This is a genomic window from Streptomyces sp. XH2 (genome assembly GCF_049725035.1).
Taxonomy (GTDB): Bacteria; Actinomycetota; Actinomycetes; order Streptomycetales; family Streptomycetaceae; genus Streptomyces; species Streptomyces roseoverticillatus.
Genome location: NZ_JBMMMZ010000005.1, coordinates 90,267 through 109,143, shown reverse-complemented (window position 1 = coordinate 109,143; position 18,877 = coordinate 90,267). Strand labels below are relative to the sequence as shown.

Below are 18,877 nucleotides of genomic sequence, written 5' to 3'. Positions count from 1 at the left end.
GAGAGCGGACCATGACCACATCCAGCGAAAACGTCGTCGCGGCCCTTCGCGCCTCGCTGAAGGAGGCCGAGCACCTGCGCCGGCAGAACCACAAGCTCGTCGCCGCGGCCAGGGAGCCGGTCGCGATCGTCGCGATGAGCTGCCGCTACCCCGGCGGCGTCCACTCGCCCGAAGACCTGTGGGAGCTCCTGGCCGCCGGAAAGGACGCGATCGGCGCGTTCCCCGCGGACCGCGGCTGGGACCTCGACGCCCTGCGGGACGCCGGCGTCGACCGGCGCGGCAACGCCGTCAGCCAGGAAGGCGGCTTCCTCGACGCCGCGGGGGACTTCGACGCCGGCTTCTTCGGGATCTCGCCGCGCGAGGCCGTCACCATGGACCCGCAGCAGCGGCTGCTCCTGGAGACCTCCTGGGAGGCGATCGAGCGGGCCGGCATCGACCCGGTGTCCCTGCGCGGCAGCCGCACCGGCGTGTACGTCGGCACGAACGGCCAGGACTACGCCTACCTGCTCGTCCGCTCCCTGGCCGACGCCACCGGCGACATCGGCACCGGCATCGCCGCGAGCGCCACGTCCGGCCGGCTCTCGTACACGCTGGGCCTGGAAGGCCCGGCGGTGACCGTCGACACGGCGTGCTCCTCCTCCCTCGTGGCCCTGCACACGGCCATCCAGGCCCTCAGGGCCGGCGAGTGCACGCTGGCCCTGGTCGGCGGGGTCAACGTCATGTCGTCCCCCGGTTCCCTGATGGAGTTCAGCCGGCAGGGCGGGCTGGCGGCCGACGGCCGCTGCAAGGCGTTCGCGGACGCGGCCGACGGCACCGGGTGGTCCGAGGGCGTGGGCGTCCTCCTCGTCGAGCGGCTGAGCGACGCCCGCCGCAACGGGCACCCCGTCCTCGCCGTCGTCCGGGGCTCGGCCGTCAACCAGGACGGCGCCTCCAACGGCTTCACCGCGCCCAGCGGACCGTCGCAGCAGCGCGTGATCCGGCAGGCCCTGGCGAGCGCCGGGCTGGCGGCGGCGGACGTCGACGCGGTGGAAGCGCACGGCACGGGAACGCCGCTCGGCGACCCGATCGAGGCGCAGGCGCTGCTGGCCACGTACGGCCAGGGACGCGACCCCGGGCGGCCGTTGCTGCTGGGCTCGGTGAAGTCCAACCTCGGCCACACACAGGCGGCGGCCGGCGTGGCCGGAATCATCAAGACCGTCATGGCGATGCGACACGGGGTGCTGCCGCAGACCCTGCACGTGGACGCGCCGTCATCGCACGTGGACTGGGCCTCCGGAGCGGTCGAACTGCTGACGGAGGCCCGGGAGTGGCCGGGGAGCGACCGGCCGTGGCGGGCGGGTGTCTCGTCGTTCGGGATCAGCGGCACGAACGCGCACGTGATCGTGGAGCAGGCGGAACCGGCGGAGCACACGGAGGCGGCAGGGGATCCGGTGACGCATCCGTCACTCGACATGGTGCCATGGCCGGTATCGGCCAGGTCCGAGTCGGCGCTGGCGGCGCAGATCGAACGGATCTCGGCGCTGCGGGGCGTGACGTCACCGGTGGACGTGGGGTTCTCGCTCGTCTCGGGCCGCTCGGCCTTCGAGCACCGGGCGGTGCTGCTCGCGCAGGGGCCCGAAGGCGAACTGTCCGAACCGGCCCGGGGCCGCGCGGAGACGGGCCGCAGGGTCGCGGTGCTGTTCTCGGGCCAGGGTTCGCAGCGCGCGGGGATGGGCCGGGAGCTGGCCGCGCGGTTCCCGGTGTTCGCCGAGGCACTGGACGCGGTGCTGGCGCATTTCGACGGCGCGCTACGGGACGTCATGTCCGGCGCGGCGGAGGGCCTGGACACGACCGGGTACGCGCAGCCGGCGTTGTTCGCGGTCGAGGTGGCGTTGTTCCGGCTGGTGGAGTCCTGGGGTGTCCGTCCGGATTTCGTGGCCGGGCATTCGATCGGTGAGGTTGCGGCGGCGCATGTGGCGGGTGTGTTCTCGTTGGAGGACGCCTGCACGCTGGTGGCGGCGCGTGCGCGGCTGATGCAGGCGCTGCCGGCGGGTGGCGCAATGGTCGCTGTCCAGGCAGCGGAGGCCGACGTGGCCGCGCGGCTGGTGGACGGTGTGTCCATCGCGGCGGTCAACGGCCCGGAGTCGGCGGTCATCGCCGGGGACGAAGCCGAGGTCCTGCGCATCGCGGAGGCGTTCGCTGCCGAGGGCCGCAAGACGCAGCGCCTGTCGGTGAGCCACGCCTTCCACTCGCCGCTGATGGAGCCGATGCTGGACGACTTCCGGCAGGTCGCCGAGGGGCTGTCGTACCGGACGCCGGGCTTCCCTGTGGTCTCGAACGTGACCGGAGGCCTCGCGGCCGAGGAGCTGATCTGCTCGGCGGAGTACTGGGTCCGGCACGTCCGGGAGACGGTGCGCTTCGCCGACGGCGTGCGGGCCCTCGCCGAAGAAGGCGCCTCCGTCTTCCTGGAGCTCGGCCCGGACGGCGTCCTCGCGGCCATGGCCCAGCACACCCTGGACGGCACACCGGTCGTGGTCCCCGCCCTGCGGAAGGACCGCCCCGAGGAACAGGCTCTCCTGACCGCCCTCGCGCGGCTGCACGTGGCAGGCGTCGGCGTGGACTGGACAGGCATCTTCGCCGGTACCGGTGCCCGCCGCACCGACCTGCCCACCTACCCCTTCCAGCACGAGCGCTACTGGCCGAAGCCGGCCGTCCCGGCGGGCGACGTGTCCGCCGCGGGCCTGATGCCCGCCGGGCATCCCCTGCTGGGCGCGGCGGTGCCGCTGGCGGACTCCGGCGAGACGCTGTTCACGGGCCGGCTGTCACCGCGGACGCACCCCTGGCTGCTGGACCACGTCATGGACGGCGTGCCCGTCTTCCCCGCCGCCGGATTCCTCGACCTGGCCGTCCGCGCGGGCGACCACGTCGGCTGCGACCGGATCGGGGAACTCGTCTTCGCCGAACCCCTCGTCCTGGCCGAGGACACGATCCTCCAGGTGCGGGTCGGTGCCCCCGACGCGGACGGCGCGCGCCCGGTGCGCTTCCACGCACGGGCCGCGGGCGCCGTGGACCAGGCGTGGACGCAGCACGCGAGCGGCGTGCTGCTGGACTCCCCGGCCCCGGCGGCGGAGTCCGACGCCTCGGTGTGGCCGCCCGGCGGTGCCGTGGCCGTGGACCCGGAGGACTTCGCCGGGAACGACGAGCACGGCCCGGCGTTCCGGACCGTACGCGCGCTCTGGCGCCGGGGTGACGAGACCTTCGTCGAAGCCGCGCTCCCGGAGCGGGCGGACGACGCCGCGGCCTTCGGCCTGCACCCGGCGCTCCTGGAGGCGGCGACCCGGGCCGCCGGGTACGACCGGGCCCTCGCGCCGGCGTCCTGGGCCGGGGTGTCGCTCCACGCGAGTGGCGCTTCGGCGGTGCGGATACGGATCGTCAAGGCCGGCGAGGACGCGTACTCCGTCGCCGTGGTGGACGCCGAAGGCGCGCCGGTCCTGTCGGCCGAGACACTGGTCATGGGAGCCCGGAAGACCGTACGGCAGGCCGCGCAGGAGGGTTCGCTGCTGCGGCTGGAATGGGTGCAGGCACCGGACGTACGGGCCTCCGGCGCGGTGCGGAGCGTGACGCTCGGCCCGGAGGGCCTGCCGGCGGTGCCGTCGGCGGACGTTCCGGACCTGGTCGTGGTCCCGGTCCCGGGTACGGGGGACGACGTCCCCGCCTCCGTGCACGAACGCACCGCGCAGGCCCTGAGGCTGGTGCAGGAGTGGCTCGCGGAGGAGCGGTTCGCCGCGTCACGGCTGGTGTTCGCGACCTGCGGCGCGACGTCCGGCGACGACCTCGCCGGCGCCGCGGTGTGGGGCCTGGTCGGGTCGGCGCAGTCGGAGCACCCGGGCCGGTTCGTCCTGGTGGATGCCGAGGCGGGGGACGTCCCGGCCGTGCTTCCGGCCCTGCCGGACCTGCTCGCTGCGGGCGACGACCGGTTCGTCGTACGCGGAGGCGCCGTGCACGTCGGCCGGCTGGTCCGGCCGGCGGCGGAAGGCGCTACGGCATCCTCCGCGCCCACGTGGGACCCGGACGGCACGGTGCTGATCACGGGCGGTACGGGCGGCCTGGGCGGCGTACTGGCCCGGCATCTCGCGGCCGGGCGCGGCGTGAAGCACCTGACGCTGGTGAGCCGCCGGGGCGAGGCCGCCCCGGGCGCGGCCGCACTGCGCGAGGAACTGACCGCCCTCGGCGCCGGCGTGGCCGTCGTCGCGTGCGACGTGGCCGACCGCGACGCGCTCGCGCGGCTGCTCGCGTCCCTGGACCGTCCGCTGACCGCCGTCGTCCACACGGCGGGCGTCCTGGACGACGGCGTGGTCACCTCGCTGTCCGCGGACCGCCTGTCGGACGTGCTGCGCCCGAAGGCGGACGCGGCCTGGCACCTGCACGAGCTCACGCGGGACAGGGACCTCGCCGCCTTCGTCATGTACTCCTCGGTCTCGGGCGTCCTGGGCAGCGCCGGCCAGGGCAACTACGCCGCCGGCAACGTCTTCCTCGACGCGCTGGCCCGCCACCGCGCGGCGCGCGGCCTGCCCGCGCAGTCCCTGGCCTGGGGCGCGTGGGCGCAGGGCAGCGGCATGACGGGCACCCTGTCCGAGGCGGACATGCGGCGCATCGCCGCGTCCGGGGTGCCTCCGCTGTCGGCCGGGCAGGGCCTGGCACTGTTCGACGCGGCCACCGCGTCGGGCGAGACGTACCTCGTCCCGGTCGGCCCGGTCGCCACGGGCACGCGCGTCCCCGGCGAGGTGCCGCCGCTGCTGCGCGGCCTGTTGAAGGGAGCCCGGCGCACCGCGGCGGGCGCCACGGGCGGTGCCGAGGCCGCCGCGACGCTCGGCCACCGGCTGCGGGAGGCCCGGCCGGAGGAGCGCACGCGCCTGGTGACCGATCTCGTACGGACCGAGGCGGCGGCCGTCCTCGGCCACGGGTCGCCCGACGCCGTGGACGCGCGGCGGGAGTTCCGTGACCTGGGCTTCGACTCGCTGACCGCGGTCGAGCTCCGCAACCGGCTCACCGCCGCGACGGGCCTGCGCCTGCCCGCGACCCTCGTGTTCGACCACCCCAGCCCCACCGCCCTCGCCGGCCACCTCGTCCCCCGGCTCGTGGACGAGGCCGTGGCCGACGCGGGCTCCGCGCTCCTCGCGGACCTCGCACGGCTCGACTCCGCGCTCGCCGCCGGCGAGCTTGACGCCCGTACCAGGTCGGCGGTTTCCGGCCGCCTGCTCCAGATGCTGGAGAAGTGGCGAGGAGCCGATGCGGAGGCCACCGGCGCCCAGGTCGCCGAACGGATCGAAGCCGCCAGCACGGACGAGATCTTCGCCTTCATCGACAACGAGCTCGGCCGTCACAGCGCTCGCTGAGCCCGGCCTCCACATTTCACAGGGAAGGTTTCTCGCTATGCCCGAAGACAGCAAGCTCGTTGACTACCTCAAGTGGGTCACGGCCGATCTGCACCAGACCCGCCAACGGCTGCTGGAGGCCGAGTCCGGCAAGCAGGAGCCCATCGCCATCGTCGGAATGTCCTGCCGGTTCCCGGGCGGAGTGCGGACCCCGGAAGAATTCTGGGAGTTGCTGCACGAGGGACGGGACGGCATCTCGGCGTTCCCCGCGGACCGCGGCTGGGACCTCGGCCTCCTGAAGGGCGACGGTGACGGCGACGGAGCGCGGACGCCGGCCGAGGGCGGCTTCGTCGACGCCGCCGCGTTCGACGCCGGCTTCTTCGGGATCTCACCGCGCGAGGCCGTGGCGATGGACCCGCAGCAGCGGCTGCTGCTGGAGACCTCCTGGGAAGCCCTGGAGCGGGCCGGCATCGACCCCGTATCCCTGCGGGGCAGCGAGACCGGTGTGTTCGCCGGCACGAACGGCGTCGACTACGTCGGCGTCGTGATGAACTCCCGCGAGGACGTCGAAGGCCACGCCAGCACCGGACTCGCGGGCAGCGTCCTCTCCGGCCGGATCTCCTACAGCTTCGGTCTGGAAGGGCCCGCGGTCACCGTCGACACCGCCTGCTCGTCCTCCCTCGTCTCCCTGCACCTGGCGGCCCACGCCCTGCGCTCCGGCGAGTGCTCGCTGGCGCTGGCCGGCGGTGTGACGGTGCTGTCGAGCCCGATGAGCTTCGCCGGGTTCGCCCGGCAGGGCGGGCTCGCGGCGGACGGCCGGTGCAAGGCGTTCGCGGACGCGGCCGACGGCACGAGCTGGTCCGAGGGCGCCGGCGTCCTCGTCCTGGAACGCCTCTCCGACGCCCAGCGCAACGGCCACGAGATCCTCGCCGTCGTCCGCGGCTCGGCGGTGAACCAGGACGGTGCGTCCAACGGCCTCACGGCGCCGAACGGCCCGTCGCAGCAGCGCGTGATCCGGCAGGCGCTGGCGAGCGCCGGGCTGTCGGCGTCCGAGGTGGACGCCGTCGAGGCGCACGGCACGGGCACGACGCTCGGCGACCCCATCGAGGCGCAAGCGCTGCTGGCCACGTACGGCCAGGGCCGGGAGCCCGGGCGCCCGCTGCGGCTGGGATCGGTCAAGTCGAACATCGGGCACACGCAGGCCGCGGCGGGCGTGGCGGGGATCATCAAAATGGTCCTGGCGATGCGGCACGGCGTGCTGCCGAAGACGCTGCACGTGGACGCGCCGTCGTCGCACGTGGACTGGTCGTCCGGCGCGGTGGAGCTGCTGGCGGAGGCCGGGTCGTGGCCGGACGCGGACCGGCCGTGGCGCGCGGGCGTCTCGTCGTTCGGAATCAGCGGTACGAACGCCCACGTCATCATCGAGCAGGCCCCGGCCGCCGAGCTGCCCGCCACCGAGGACGAGCCGAAGATCTCGCCCGCGGTCGTACCGTGGCCGCTCTCCGCGAGGTCCGAGGCCGCGCTGGCGGCACAGCTGGAGCGGATCTCCGGGCCGGCCGGCCCGTCCCCGCTCGACGTGGGCTTCTCCCTGGCGACGTCCCGGGCACAACTGGAGCACCGCGCGGTGCTGCTGGTGGGCGAGGACGGGACCGCCGAGGTCGCGCGCGGCCTGGCCGGGGACACGGCCGGCAAGTTCGCGGTGCTGTTCTCGGGCCAGGGTTCGCAGCGGGTGGGGATGGGCCGGGAGCTGGCCGCGCGGTTCCCGGTGTTCGCCGAGGCACTGGATGCGGTGCTGGGGCATTTCGGCGGCGAGCTGCGGGAGGTGATGTTCTCCGACGCGGAGCGCCTCGACGAGACGGGGTACGCGCAGCCGGCGTTGTTCGCGGTCGAGGTGGCGTTGTTCCGGCTGGTGGAGTCCTGGGGTGTCCGTCCGGATTTCGTGGCCGGGCATTCGATCGGTGAGGTTGCGGCGGCGCATGTGGCGGGTGTGTTCTCGTTGGAGGACGCCTGCACGCTGGTGGCGGCGCGTGCGCGGCTGATGCAGGCGCTGCCGGCGGGTGGCGCGATGGTCGCTGTCCAGGCAGCGGAGGCCGACGTGGCTGCGCGGCTGGTGGACGGTGTGTCCATCGCGGCGGTCAACGGCCCGGAGTCGGCGGTCATCGCCGGGGACGAGGCCGAAGTGCTGCGCATCGCCGAGGGGTTCGCGGCCGAGGGCCGCAAGACGCAGCGCCTGTCCGTGAGCCACGCCTTCCACTCGCCGCTGATGGAGCCGATGCTGGACGACTTCCGCCAGGCCGTCGCCGGCATCACCTTCCAGGCCCCGCGGATCCCCCTCGTATCGAACGTCACCGGTGAGCTCGCCTCCCCGGAGCTGGTGTGCTCGGCGGAGTACTGGGTCCGGCACGTCCGGGAGACCGTGCGTTTCGCCGACGGCATGCACGCTCTGGCGGCCGAAGGCGCCTCGGTGTTCCTGGAACTGGGCCCGGACGGTGTGCTCACCGCCATGGCCCAGCACATCCTGGAGGACGTGCCGCTCGCGGTCCCGGCCCTTCGCAAGGACGGCCCGGAAGAGACGGCTCTCCTCACGGCCCTCGCGCGCCTCCACGTCACGGGCGTCGACGCGGACTGGTCGGGGATCTTCGCCGGTACCGGTGCCCGCCGCACCGACCTGCCCACGTACCCCTTCCAGCACGAGCGCTACTGGCCCAGGCCCGCCGAACTCACCGGGAACGTGGCCGGCGCGGGCCTCATGCCGGCGGAGCACCCGCTGCTGGGCGCGATGCTCGCCCTCGCCGACTCCGGCGAAGTGGTGTTCACGGGCCGGCTGTCCCTCCGGACCCACCCCTGGCTCACCGACCACGCCATCGGCGGGAACGTCCTCTTCCCGGGCACCGGCTTCCTGGAACTGGCCCTGCGCGCCGGCGAACAGGTCGGCTGCGAGCGCGTCGGCGAATTCGTGCTCCTCACCCCGCTCGTCCTGCCCGAGGACGGCGCCGCACTGGTCCAGGTGCTGGTCGGGGCGCCCGACGAGGCGGGCGCCCGGACGGTCTCGGTGCACGCGCGGCCCGACGACGCGCCCGACGGTGCGTGGATCCAGCACGCCCACGGCACCCTGACCGGCGGTGAGCGCGTCGAGGCGTTCGGCGCGGAGACCTGGCCGCCCCGGAACGCCGTGGTCGTCGACCTGGAGGACTTCTACGAGGGCACCGGCTACGGTCCCGCCTTCCAGGGCCTGCGCTCGGTCTGGCAGCGGGAGGACGAGGTCTACCTCGAAGCCGCGCTCCCGGGCGACGCCGCCGGCGAGGCCGGGGCCTTCGGCATCCACCCGGCGCTGCTGGACGCGGTGATCCAGTCCCACAGGATGGCCGGTGTCGGCGCCGACGACCAGCTCCTCATGCCGTTCGCCTGGCGTGGGGTGTCCCTGCACGCCGGCGGGGCCCCCGCCGTCCGGGCCCGCGTCACCAGGACGGGCGACGACTCCGTGTCCATCGCGGCCGTCGACGTCGAGGGCGCGCCCGTGCTGTCGGCGGAGGCGCTGGTCCTGCGCGGCACGTCGGTGGCCGAGGCCGCTGCCCTTTCGCGCGGCGCGGGGTACGACGCGCTGCTGTCGCTGGACTGGGTGCCCGCCCCCGAGGTGCCGCCCGCCGAGGTCCGCTGCGTGACCCTGGGCACCGACCCGCTCGCTACCGGCGCGTCGGCCGCCTCCCTGGACGACCTCACAGGCGACGAGGACCTGGTGCTGGTGCCCGTGTCCGGTGCGGAGGGCGACGTCCCGGAGGCCGTGCACGAGCTGACGGCCCGGGTCCTGGGCCTGCTGCAGGACTGGACGGCGGGGGAGCGGCCCGCCGGGCCGCGCCTGGTGTTCGTCACCCGTGGCGCCGTCTCCGCCGGCGAGGGAGAGACCGTACGGGACCTGGCCGCCGCCGCGGTGTGGGGTCTCGTACGGTCGGCGCAGTCGGAGAACCCCGGCCGGTTCGCGCTGGTGGACGCCGAGCACGGCGACGTCCCGGCCCTCCTGCCGGTCCTGCCGGGCCTCCTGGCCACCGGGGACGAGCAGTTCGTGGTGCGCGACGGCGCCGTCCGGGTGCCCCGGCTGGCCCGGCTGGGCGGCGGCGCGGGGCTGCTGCCGCCGGTCGAGGGACCGTGGCGGCTGGACATCGCCGCCAAGGGCAGCCTGGACAACCTGCTGCTCGCGCCCGCCCCGGACGTTCTGGAGCCGCTCGGGCCGGGGCAGGTCCGGATTGCCGTCGAGGCCGCGGGCGTGAACTTCCGCGACGTGCTGAACGCCCTGGGCATGTACCCCGGCGAAGCCGGGCGGCTCGGCGCCGAGGGCGCCGGCGTGGTGACCGAAACCGGGCCCGGGGTGACCGGACTGCGCCCGGGCGACCGCGTGACGGGCATGCTGTTCGGCGGCTTCGGCCCGGTGGCCGTGGCCGACGAGCGGCTCCTCGCCAGGATTCCCGAAGGCTGGTCGCCGGCCACCGCCGCGTCCGTGCCCCTGGTCTTCCTGACCGCCCTCTACGCCCTGAAGGACCTCGCGGACCTGAGGCCCGGCGAGAAGATCCTCGTGCACGCCGGTGCCGGCGGCGTCGGCATGGCGGCGATCCAGCTGGCGAAGCACCTGGGCGCCGAAGTGTTCGCCACGGCGAGCGAGGGCAAGTGGGACACCCTGCGCGAACTGGGCGTCCCCGGCGACCACATCGCCTCGTCCCGTACCACCGACTTCGAACAGCGCTTCCGCGAGGTCACGGACGGCCGGGGCGTGGACGTGGTCCTCAACGCCCTCGCCGGTGAGTTCGTCGACGCCTCGCTGCGGCTGACCGCCCCCGGCGGCCGGTTCCTGGAGATGGGCAAGACCGACATCCGCGACCCCGAGGCGACCGCCGGGGTCCGCTACCGCGCCTTCGACCTCGCCGAAGCCGGCCCCGAGCGCACCCAGGAGATGCTGACCGAGCTGCTGGAGCTGTTCGCCGCCGGCGCGCTGCACCCGCTGCCGGTCGCCACGTGGGACGTACGGAGGGCCCCCGAGGCGTTCCGCCACATGAGCCGGGCCCGGCACACCGGCAAGATCGTGCTGACCATGCCGCGCGCCTGGAACCCGGACGGCACCGTACTGATCACCGGCGGCACCGGCGGCCTCGGCCGCGAGATCGCCCGTCACCTCGTGACCGAACGCGGCGTCACCCGCCTGCTGCTGGCGAGCCGGAGCGGCCCCGACGCGCCGGACGCGGACGGACTGCGCGACGAACTGGCCGCCCTCGGCGCCGAGGCCCGGATCGTCGCCTGCGACGTGGCCGACCGGCAGGCCGTGACCGCTCTGGTCGGCTCCGTCCCGGACGGGCACCCGCTCACCGCGGTGATCCACACCGCCGGTGTCCTCGACGACGGCATGGTCTCCTCGCTGACCCCCGAGCGGCTGTCCGCCGTGCTGCGCCCCAAGGCGGACGCCGCCTGGCACCTGCACGAGGCCACCAAGGACCTCGACCTGGCCGCGTTCGTGCTGTTCTCCTCCCTCTCCGGCGTGACCGGCACCCCCGGCCAGGGCAACTACGCCGCCGGCAACGTCTTCCTCGACGCACTCGCCCGGCACCGCACGGCCCGGGGCCTGCCCGCCCAGTCCCTGTCGTGGGGCGCCTGGGCGCAGGGCAGCGGCATGACCGCCGCGCTCTCCGAGACGGACATGCGGCGCATCGCCTCCTACGGGGCCGCACCCCTCACCGTCGGCCAGGGCCTCGCGCTGCTCGACGCGGCCGGGGCGTGCGACGCGGCACACCTCGTCGCCCTCGGCCGTACCTCCGGGCCGGCACGGGCCACCGGCCCCGTGCCGCCCGTCCTGCGCGGCCTGGTCAGGTCAGGCCGGCGCGCCGCCGCGACCACCGCCACGGGCGCCGGCACCGCCGCACAGCTCGTCGGCCGGCTGGAGGAGCTGGGCGAGGACGAGCGCGCCCGGTTCATGACGGACCTGGTGCGGCTGGAGGCCGCGGCGGTGCTGGGGCACGCGTCGGCCGGGGCCGTCGACGCCCGGCGGGAGTTCCAGGACCTGGGCTTCGACTCCCTGACGTCCGTCGAGCTCCGCAACCGGCTCTCCGCCGCGACCGGCCTGCGGCTGCCCGCGACGCTGGTCTTCGACTACCCCAGCCCCTCCGCGCTCGCCGAACACCTCGTCGCCGTCCTGCTCGACGAGCACGGGGACACGCCGGTCGCGGCCGCCGTCCCCGGCGCGGTCGCCGAGGACCCGGTCGTCATCGTGGGCATGGCCTGCCGGCTCCCGGGAGGCGTCCGGTCCCCGGAGGACCTGTGGCGTCTCGTCCTCGACGGCGGCGAAGGCATCACGGACTTTCCCACGGACCGCGGCTGGGACCTGGACACCCTGCTGGGCGGGTCGGAGGGGGAGCGCGGGCGCAGCGGTACGTCCAAGGGCGGGTTCCTCGACGGCATCGCGGACTTCGACGCCGGCTTCTTCGGGATCTCGCCGCGCGAGGCCGTCACCATGGACCCGCAGCAGCGGCTGCTCCTGGAGACCTCCTGGGAGGCGATCGAACGCGCCGGCATCGACCCGGTGTCCCTGCGCGGCAGCCGCACCGGTGTGTTCGTCGGCGCCAGTGGCCAGGACTACACGATGCTCGTGATGAACTCCCGCGAGGACCTGGAGGGCCACACCAGCACGGGCCTCGTCGGCAGCGTCGTCTCCGGCCGCATCTCGTACACGTTCGGCCTGGAGGGCCCGGCCGTCACCCTCGACACCGCGTGCTCGTCGTCCCTGGTGGCCGTGCACCTGGCCGCGCAGTCCCTGCGCTCCGGCGAGTCCTCGCTCGCCCTGGCCGGCGGGGTGACGGTGCTGTCGACGCCGATGAGCTTCCCCAGCTTCACCCGGCAGGGCGTGCTGGCGACGGACGGCCGGTGCAAGGCGTTCTCGGACGACGCCGACGGCACCGGCTGGTCCGAGGGCGTCGGCCTCCTCGTCCTGGAGCGGCTGTCCGACGCGCGGCGCAACGGCCACGAGGTCCTCGCCGTCGTCCGGGGCTCGGCCATCAACCAGGACGGCGCCTCCAACGGCCTCACCGCGCCGAACGGCCCGTCCCAGCAGCGCGTCATCCGCCAGGCCCTGGCGAACGCCGGACTGGCGGCCGGTGACGTGGACGCCGTCGAGGCGCACGGCACCGGCACCTCGCTGGGCGACCCCATCGAGGCACAGGCCCTGCTGGCCACCTACGGGCAGGACCGGGCCGAAGGGCGGCCGCTGCTGCTGGGCTCGCTCAAGTCGAACATCGGCCACACGCAGGCCGCGGCCGGCGTGGCCGGTGTCATCAAGACGGTCATGGCGCTGCGGCACGGCGTCCTGCCGCGCACCCTCCACGCGGAGACCCCCACGACGCACGTGGACTGGACGGCCGGTGACGTCGCACTCGTGACGGAGGCGACCGACTGGCCGGACACCGGCCGTCCCCGCCGGGCGGCCGTGTCCTCCTTCGGCATCAGCGGCACCAACGCGCACGCCGTCCTGGAGCAGGCCCCGGACACCGGCGCACGATCCGGCCGGAACGCCCGGCCCGTTGAGGCGGAAGCCGTTCCGTGGCTCGTCTCGGGGAAGAGCTCCGAGGCGCTCGACGCCCAGGTCGGGCTGGTGCGCGAGTGGGCCGGGGAGCGTCCGGAACTCTCGCCGCTCGACGTGGGCTTCTCCCTGGCCACCGGCCGGTCGTCCTTCGAGCACCGTGCGGTGCTGCTGGCGGGGGCCGAGGTCGCGCGGGGCACGGCCACGGACCGTTCGCTCGCGCTGCTGTTCCCGGGCCAGGGCGGACAGCGCGCCGGTATGGGCCGGGAACTGTCCGAACGGTTCCCGGCGTTCGCGGAGGCGCTGGACGCGGTGCTCGCCCACTTCGACGGCGAGCTGCGGGAGGTGATGTTCACCGACGCCGAGCGCCTGGACGAGACCCGGTTCACCCAGCCCGCGCTGTTCGCGATCCAGGTGGCGCTCTTCCGGCTCGTCGAATCCTGGGGCATCCGCCCCGACTTCGTCATGGGCCACTCCTTCGGCGAGATCGCGGCGGCCCACGTCGCCGGGGTGCTCTCCCTGGCGGACGCGTGCACCCTGGTGGCGGCCCGCGGACGGCTGATGAACACCCTGCCCGCGGGCGGCGCGATGATGGCGGTCGAAGCGTCCGAAGAGGAGGTGACAGCACGGCTGACCGGCGGCGTGTCGATCGCCGCGGTCAACGGCCCGGAGGCCGTCGTCATCTCCGGAGACGAGACGCACGTGCTGCGCATCGCCGACGCGTTCGCCGCCGAGGGCCGCAAGACGCGGCGGGTACCGGTGCACATGGCCAGCCACTCGCCCTTGATGGACCCGATCCTGGACGACTTCCGCCGGGTCGCCGAGGGCCTCTCCTACCGGACGCCGAAGATCCGGGTCATCTCGACCGTGACCGGCGAAGAGGCGTCCGGGGAACTGACCGGCCACGCCGACTACTGGGTCCGGAACGTCCGCGAACCCGTCCGCTTCGCCGACGGCATCCGCACCCTGGCCGCCGAAGGCGCCTCGGCCTTCCTGGAGCTGGCACCCGACAGCGTGCTGACCGGAGTGGCCCAGCACAACCTGGACGGCATCCCGGTGGCCGTACCGGCGCTCCGCAAGGACCGCCCGGAGGCGATCGCCCTTCTCACCGCCCTCGCCTCCCTCCACGTCGCCGGCGTCGAGGCGGACTGGCCCGCGTTCTTCGCCGGCACCGGCGCCCGCCGCGTCGACCTGCCCACCTACTCCTTCCAGCGCCGGCGCTTCTGGCCCCAGCCCGGCACGACCGTCGGAGACGTCGCCTCGGCGGGACTCGTACCGGCCGGACACCCGCTGCTGGGCGCGGCGGTGCACCTGGCGGACTCGGACGGGCTGCTGTTCACCAGCCGGCTGTCGAGCCAGGCGCACCCCTGGCTGAAGGACCGCGCGACGGACGGGACGGCCGCCTTCCCGGCCGCAGCCTTCGTGGAACTCGCCATCCGGGCAGGCGACCAGGCCGGCTGCGACCACGTCGCCGAGCTGACGCTCGGCGCGCCGCTGGAGCTCACCGACAGCACGGCACGCGTGATGCAGGTGCGGCTCGGCGCTCCGGGCGACGCGGCCACCCGCGAGATCCGTTTCTTCTCACGGCCCGCGGACGAGCCGGACGGGACATGGACGGAGCACGCCACCGGCACGCTCACCACGGGCGCAACGGCCACGGACTTCGACGCGTCCGTCTGGCCGCCCCACGGCGCGACCGCCACCGACCTCGACGGCCTCCGCGCCGGGGCCCCGCACGGCACCGCCCTCCGCGGGGTGCGGGCCGCCTGGAGCCGCGGCGACGAGGTGTTCGTCGAGGCCGGGCTCCCCGACGACACCGCCTCCGGCGCCCAGGACTTCGGGCTGCACCCCGCGCTGCTCGACGCGGTCGTGCACACCGCCGCCCTCTGCGAGGCGGGAGACGAGACCGGCATCCGGCACGCCACCTCCTGGAGCGGCGTGACCCTGCACGCCACCGGCGCGTCCTCGCTGCGGGCACGGATCGCGAGGACGGGCGCGGACACGGTCTCCGTCCAGGCGGCCGACGCCACCGGAGCCCCGGTACTGTCAGCCGAAACCCTTCACCTCGGCGCCCCTTCGCACACCCCGCGGCCCACAGGCCGGCGCGAGCCCCTGCTGCGCCTGGAATGGGTTCCGGCTCCGGAGCCGGAGAACGCCCCGGACCTGCGGAGCGTGGTACTCGCCCCCCTCGGGGCCGCGGACCCGGCGGGCATGGCCGACGTCCCGGACCTGGTCGTCGTCCCCGTACCCGCCACGGAGGGCGACGTGCCGGCAGCCGCGCACGAGCTGACGGCACAGGCCCTGCGCCTGCTCCAGGAGTGGCTCGCCGACGAACGGCTCGTCACGTCGCAGCTGGTGCTCGTGACGCGTGGCGCGGTCTCCGGCGACGATCCCGCGGCCGCCGCCGTCTGGGGCCTGGTGCGCTCGGCGCAAGCGGAACACCCCGGCAGCTTCGTCCTGGCCGACCTCGGCGACAGCGGCGACCTGACGGCACTCCTCGCGCAGCTGCCGGGCCTGCTGGCCTCCGGAGACGCCCAGTTCGCCGTGCACGAGGGAGAACTGCGCGTCGGACGGCTGGCCTGGCTGCCGTCCGGCGCGGACGCACGACGCACGGAGTGGGACCCCGAAGGGACCGTCCTCCTCACCGGCGGCACCGGCGGGCTCGGCGGCCATCTCGCCCGGTGGCTGGCCGCGTCCGGCACGCGGCACCTGCTGCTGGCCGGCCGCCGCGGCCCGCAGGCCCCCGGGGCGGCCGGACTGGCGGACGAACTCCGGGCACTGGGCGCGCGGCCCACGATCGTGTCCTGCGACGTCGCGGACCGGGACGCGCTCGCCGGACTCCTGGCCGCGATTCCCGCCGAACACCCGCTGACGGCGGTCGTCCACCTGGCCGGTGTCCTCGACGACGGCATGGTGACCTCCCTGACCCCCGGGCAGCTGTCGTCCGTACTGCGGCCCAAGGCGGACGCGGCCTGGCACCTGCACGAGGCCACCAAGGACCTCGGCCTGGCGGCCTTCGTCATGTTCTCGTCCCTCTCCGGGGTGGCGGGCGCACCGGGCGTCGCCAACTACGCGGCCGCGAACGCCTTCCTGGACGGCCTGGCCCGGCACCGGGCCTCCCTGGGCCTGCCCGGCCAGTCGGTCGTCTGGGGTCACTGGGCCCACGGTGCCGGCATGGCCGGCGAGCTGAGCGACACCGCCATGGCCCGCATGCGGGCCGGCGGCCTGTCACCGGTGACCGTCGAGCAGGGCCTGGCCCTGTTCGCGGCCGCCCTCGGTGCGGACGAGCCCGTGGTGGCCGCGCTGGGCGCGGTCTCCGGAGCGGCGACGTCGCAGGCCGACGTGCCCCCGCTCTTCCGCGGGCTGATCCGCCGGGGCAGGCGGGCCGCCGCGAACACGTCCGGCTCCCCGGTCCCGTTCGCCCGGCAACTGCTCGCCCTGCCGGACGCGGACCGGCTCAGCCGCACCGTCGACCTCGTCCGCGCCGAGGCCGCGGCCGTCCTCGGCCACACGTCGGTCCAGGACATCGAGGCCGGGCGGGACTTCTTCGCCCTGGGCTTCGACTCGCTGACGTCGGTCGAACTCCGCAACCGCATCGCCGCGGCCTCCGGTCTGCAACTGCCCGCCACCGTGGTCTTCGACAACCGCAACCCCGAGAACCTCGCCGCCTGGCTGCTCGGGGAACTCGCCGCACAACCGGGCCCGGCCGGGGCCCCGGCCGGGGCGGGCCTGCGGGGCCCGGCCGCCGGGCAGGAGGTCGACTCCCTGGAACGGCTCTTCCTCGACGCCCTGGAGAACGGCAGGGTCGCCGAAGCCCAGCACGTGGTACGGGCCCTGGGCGCGCTCCGCGCGACCTTCGAGAACGCGGCCGAGCTGGAGGACCTGCCCCTGCCCACCACGCTCGCCGACGGCCCCGGCCACCCCCGGCTGATCTGCGTCAGCACGCCCACCGCCAACGGCGGCGTCCACGAGTACGCCCGGTTCGCCGCACCCTTCCGGGGCAAGCGGCACGTCTGCGCCCTACCGCTGATCGGCTTCGCCGCGGGGGAGCGGCTGCCGGCCACGCCCGAGAGTGCGGTCAGGGTCATCGCCGAGAGCGCGCTGCGCGCCAGTGACGGAGAACCCTTCGTTCTGGCCGGGCACTCCTCCGGCGGCGCGTTCGCTTACGCGGCCGCCGGCCTGCTGGAGAGCACGTGGGGCATCAGGCCGGCGGCCGTGGTGCTGCTCGACACCCTCAGCCTCCGGCACGAGAACGGCGAGGACGTCGACTACGCCGGCATGATGCGGCGGAACTTCATGGTCGACGAGGTCTCACCGGTGCGGATGACCAATTCGCGGCTGTCCGCGATGGGCCGGTGGATGGGACTGCTCAGCCGCCTCGACGTCCAGCACCCGACCGCCCCCGTGCTGAGCCTCCGGGCGACGAGGGCGGCCGCCGGAGTCGAGTACGCCACGGCCGCGGCCGAGGGACAGGGCGCCTACCCCTCGGCCCAGGTCCGCAGTGTCGACGCCGACCACTTCTCCCTCGTCAAGGCGGACGCCGCGGCGACCGCGGAAGCCGTGGAGAGCTGGCTCCTCTCCGTCGGCGGAGCGTGACGGCGCCGGAGCGCCGCAGCCGCGACCGATCGCGCACGTGACGCGTGCCGAATCCCTACGCAGAAGGCAGGACAAGCCATGACCGTTTCTTCCCGGGACCTCCCCACCCTCGGCCTGGAGCCGCCCGGCCGGCTCCGGCTGAGCCCGCTGCTGCGCGGACTCCAGGAGCAGGCGCCGGTCTGCCGGGTGCGCACCCCCGCCGGCGACGAGGGATGGCTGGTGACCCGCTACGCCGAGCTCAAAGAACTGCTGCACGACGAGCGCGTCGGCCACTCGCACCCCGACCCGGTGAACGCGCCCCGCTACGTCCGGAGTCCGTTCCTGGACCTGATGATCACCGACACCGACGCCGAGGCGGGACACCGCACCCACAGCGAAATACGCCGCCTGCTCACGCCGATGTTCTCCGCCCGGCGCGTGCGCGAGATGGAACCGCAGGTGGCGGCGGTCGTGGACGCCGTACTGGACCGGTTCATCGACCAGGGCCCGCCCGGCGACCTGCACAGCGGCGTCTCCACGCCGGTCGCCCTGACCGTGCTCTGCGACATCATCGGCATACCGCCGCACAGTCGCGAAGAGCTGATGGCGCGGCTGTCCCGGATGGCCCTCCTGGGCGACCGGGAGAGTGTGGCACAAGGCCGGCGCGAGCTCTTCGGGTTCGTCGAAGGGCTGGTCGAGCGGAAGCGGGCCGAGCCCGGCGCCGACATCCTCACCCGGCTGTCCGAAGGCGGACTCCCCGAGGAGCGCGTGGCACCGCTGGGGGTGGGCCTGCTGTTCGCCGGGCTGGACAGCGTCGTGACCTTCCTCGACCACGGTGTGATGCTCCTGGCCGAGTACCCCGAGCAGCGCGCGGCCGCCCTCGCGGACCCGGGCGCGATGACGCACGCCGTGGAGGAGATACTGAGGTCCGCCAAGGCCGGCGGATCGATCCTGCCGCGCTACGCCTCCGAGGACGTCGAGATCGGCGGCGTGACGATACGGGCCGGAGACCTGGTCCTGTTCGACTTCAGCCTCCCCAACTTCGACGAGCGGGCCTTCACCGAACCGGAGCGGTTCGACATCACCAGGACCCCCAACCCGCACCTGACCTTCGCCCACGGCATGTGGCACTGCATCGGCGCCCCGCTGGCGCGCATCGAGCTGAGGACGGTCTACACCCGGCTGTTCACCCGCCTGCCCGGCCTGCGCCTGGAACGCCCGGCGGAAGAACTGCGGCTGCTCGAAGGCCAGCTGTCCGGCGGCCTCACCGAGCTGCCCGTGACCTGGTAGCCCCGGCCCCGCCCTCCCGGAACGCCCTCGCCCGTACGCACGCCCCGCCGCACCACCGGGGCCGCGCGTACGGGCGACGCGCTCTCTACGGAAACCCGCAGTCGGC

At 74.7% G+C, this 18,877-nt stretch carries 3 protein-coding genes; all 3 read left to right on the top strand.

Annotation, left to right across the window (positions count from 1 at the left end; genetic code table 11):
• Positions 1 to 11: 11 nt before the first annotated feature.
• The 3 genes from ACOTKD_RS11925 to ACOTKD_RS11915 all read left to right on the top strand — a co-directional run bounded on the left by ACOTKD_RS11925 (position 12) and on the right by ACOTKD_RS11915 (position 18,771).
• Positions 12 to 5,375: a type I polyketide synthase gene (locus ACOTKD_RS11925; protein ID WP_424888868.1), complete on the top strand. Its 5,364-nt coding sequence runs from the start codon at positions 12 to 14 to the stop codon at positions 5,373 to 5,375.
• A gap of 13 nt (positions 5,376 to 5,388) precedes the next feature.
• Positions 5,389 to 17,502, top strand: a complete 12,114-nt coding sequence (locus ACOTKD_RS11920) for an SDR family NAD(P)-dependent oxidoreductase (protein ID WP_424889117.1) — start codon at positions 5,389 to 5,391, stop codon at positions 17,500 to 17,502.
• Between the two features lie 78 nt (positions 17,503 to 17,580).
• Positions 17,581 to 18,771 (top strand): cytochrome P450, encoded by a 1,191-nt coding sequence (locus tag ACOTKD_RS11915; RefSeq protein ID WP_424888867.1) that lies wholly within the window; start codon positions 17,581 to 17,583, stop codon positions 18,769 to 18,771.
• Positions 18,772 to 18,877 lie beyond the last annotated feature (106 nt).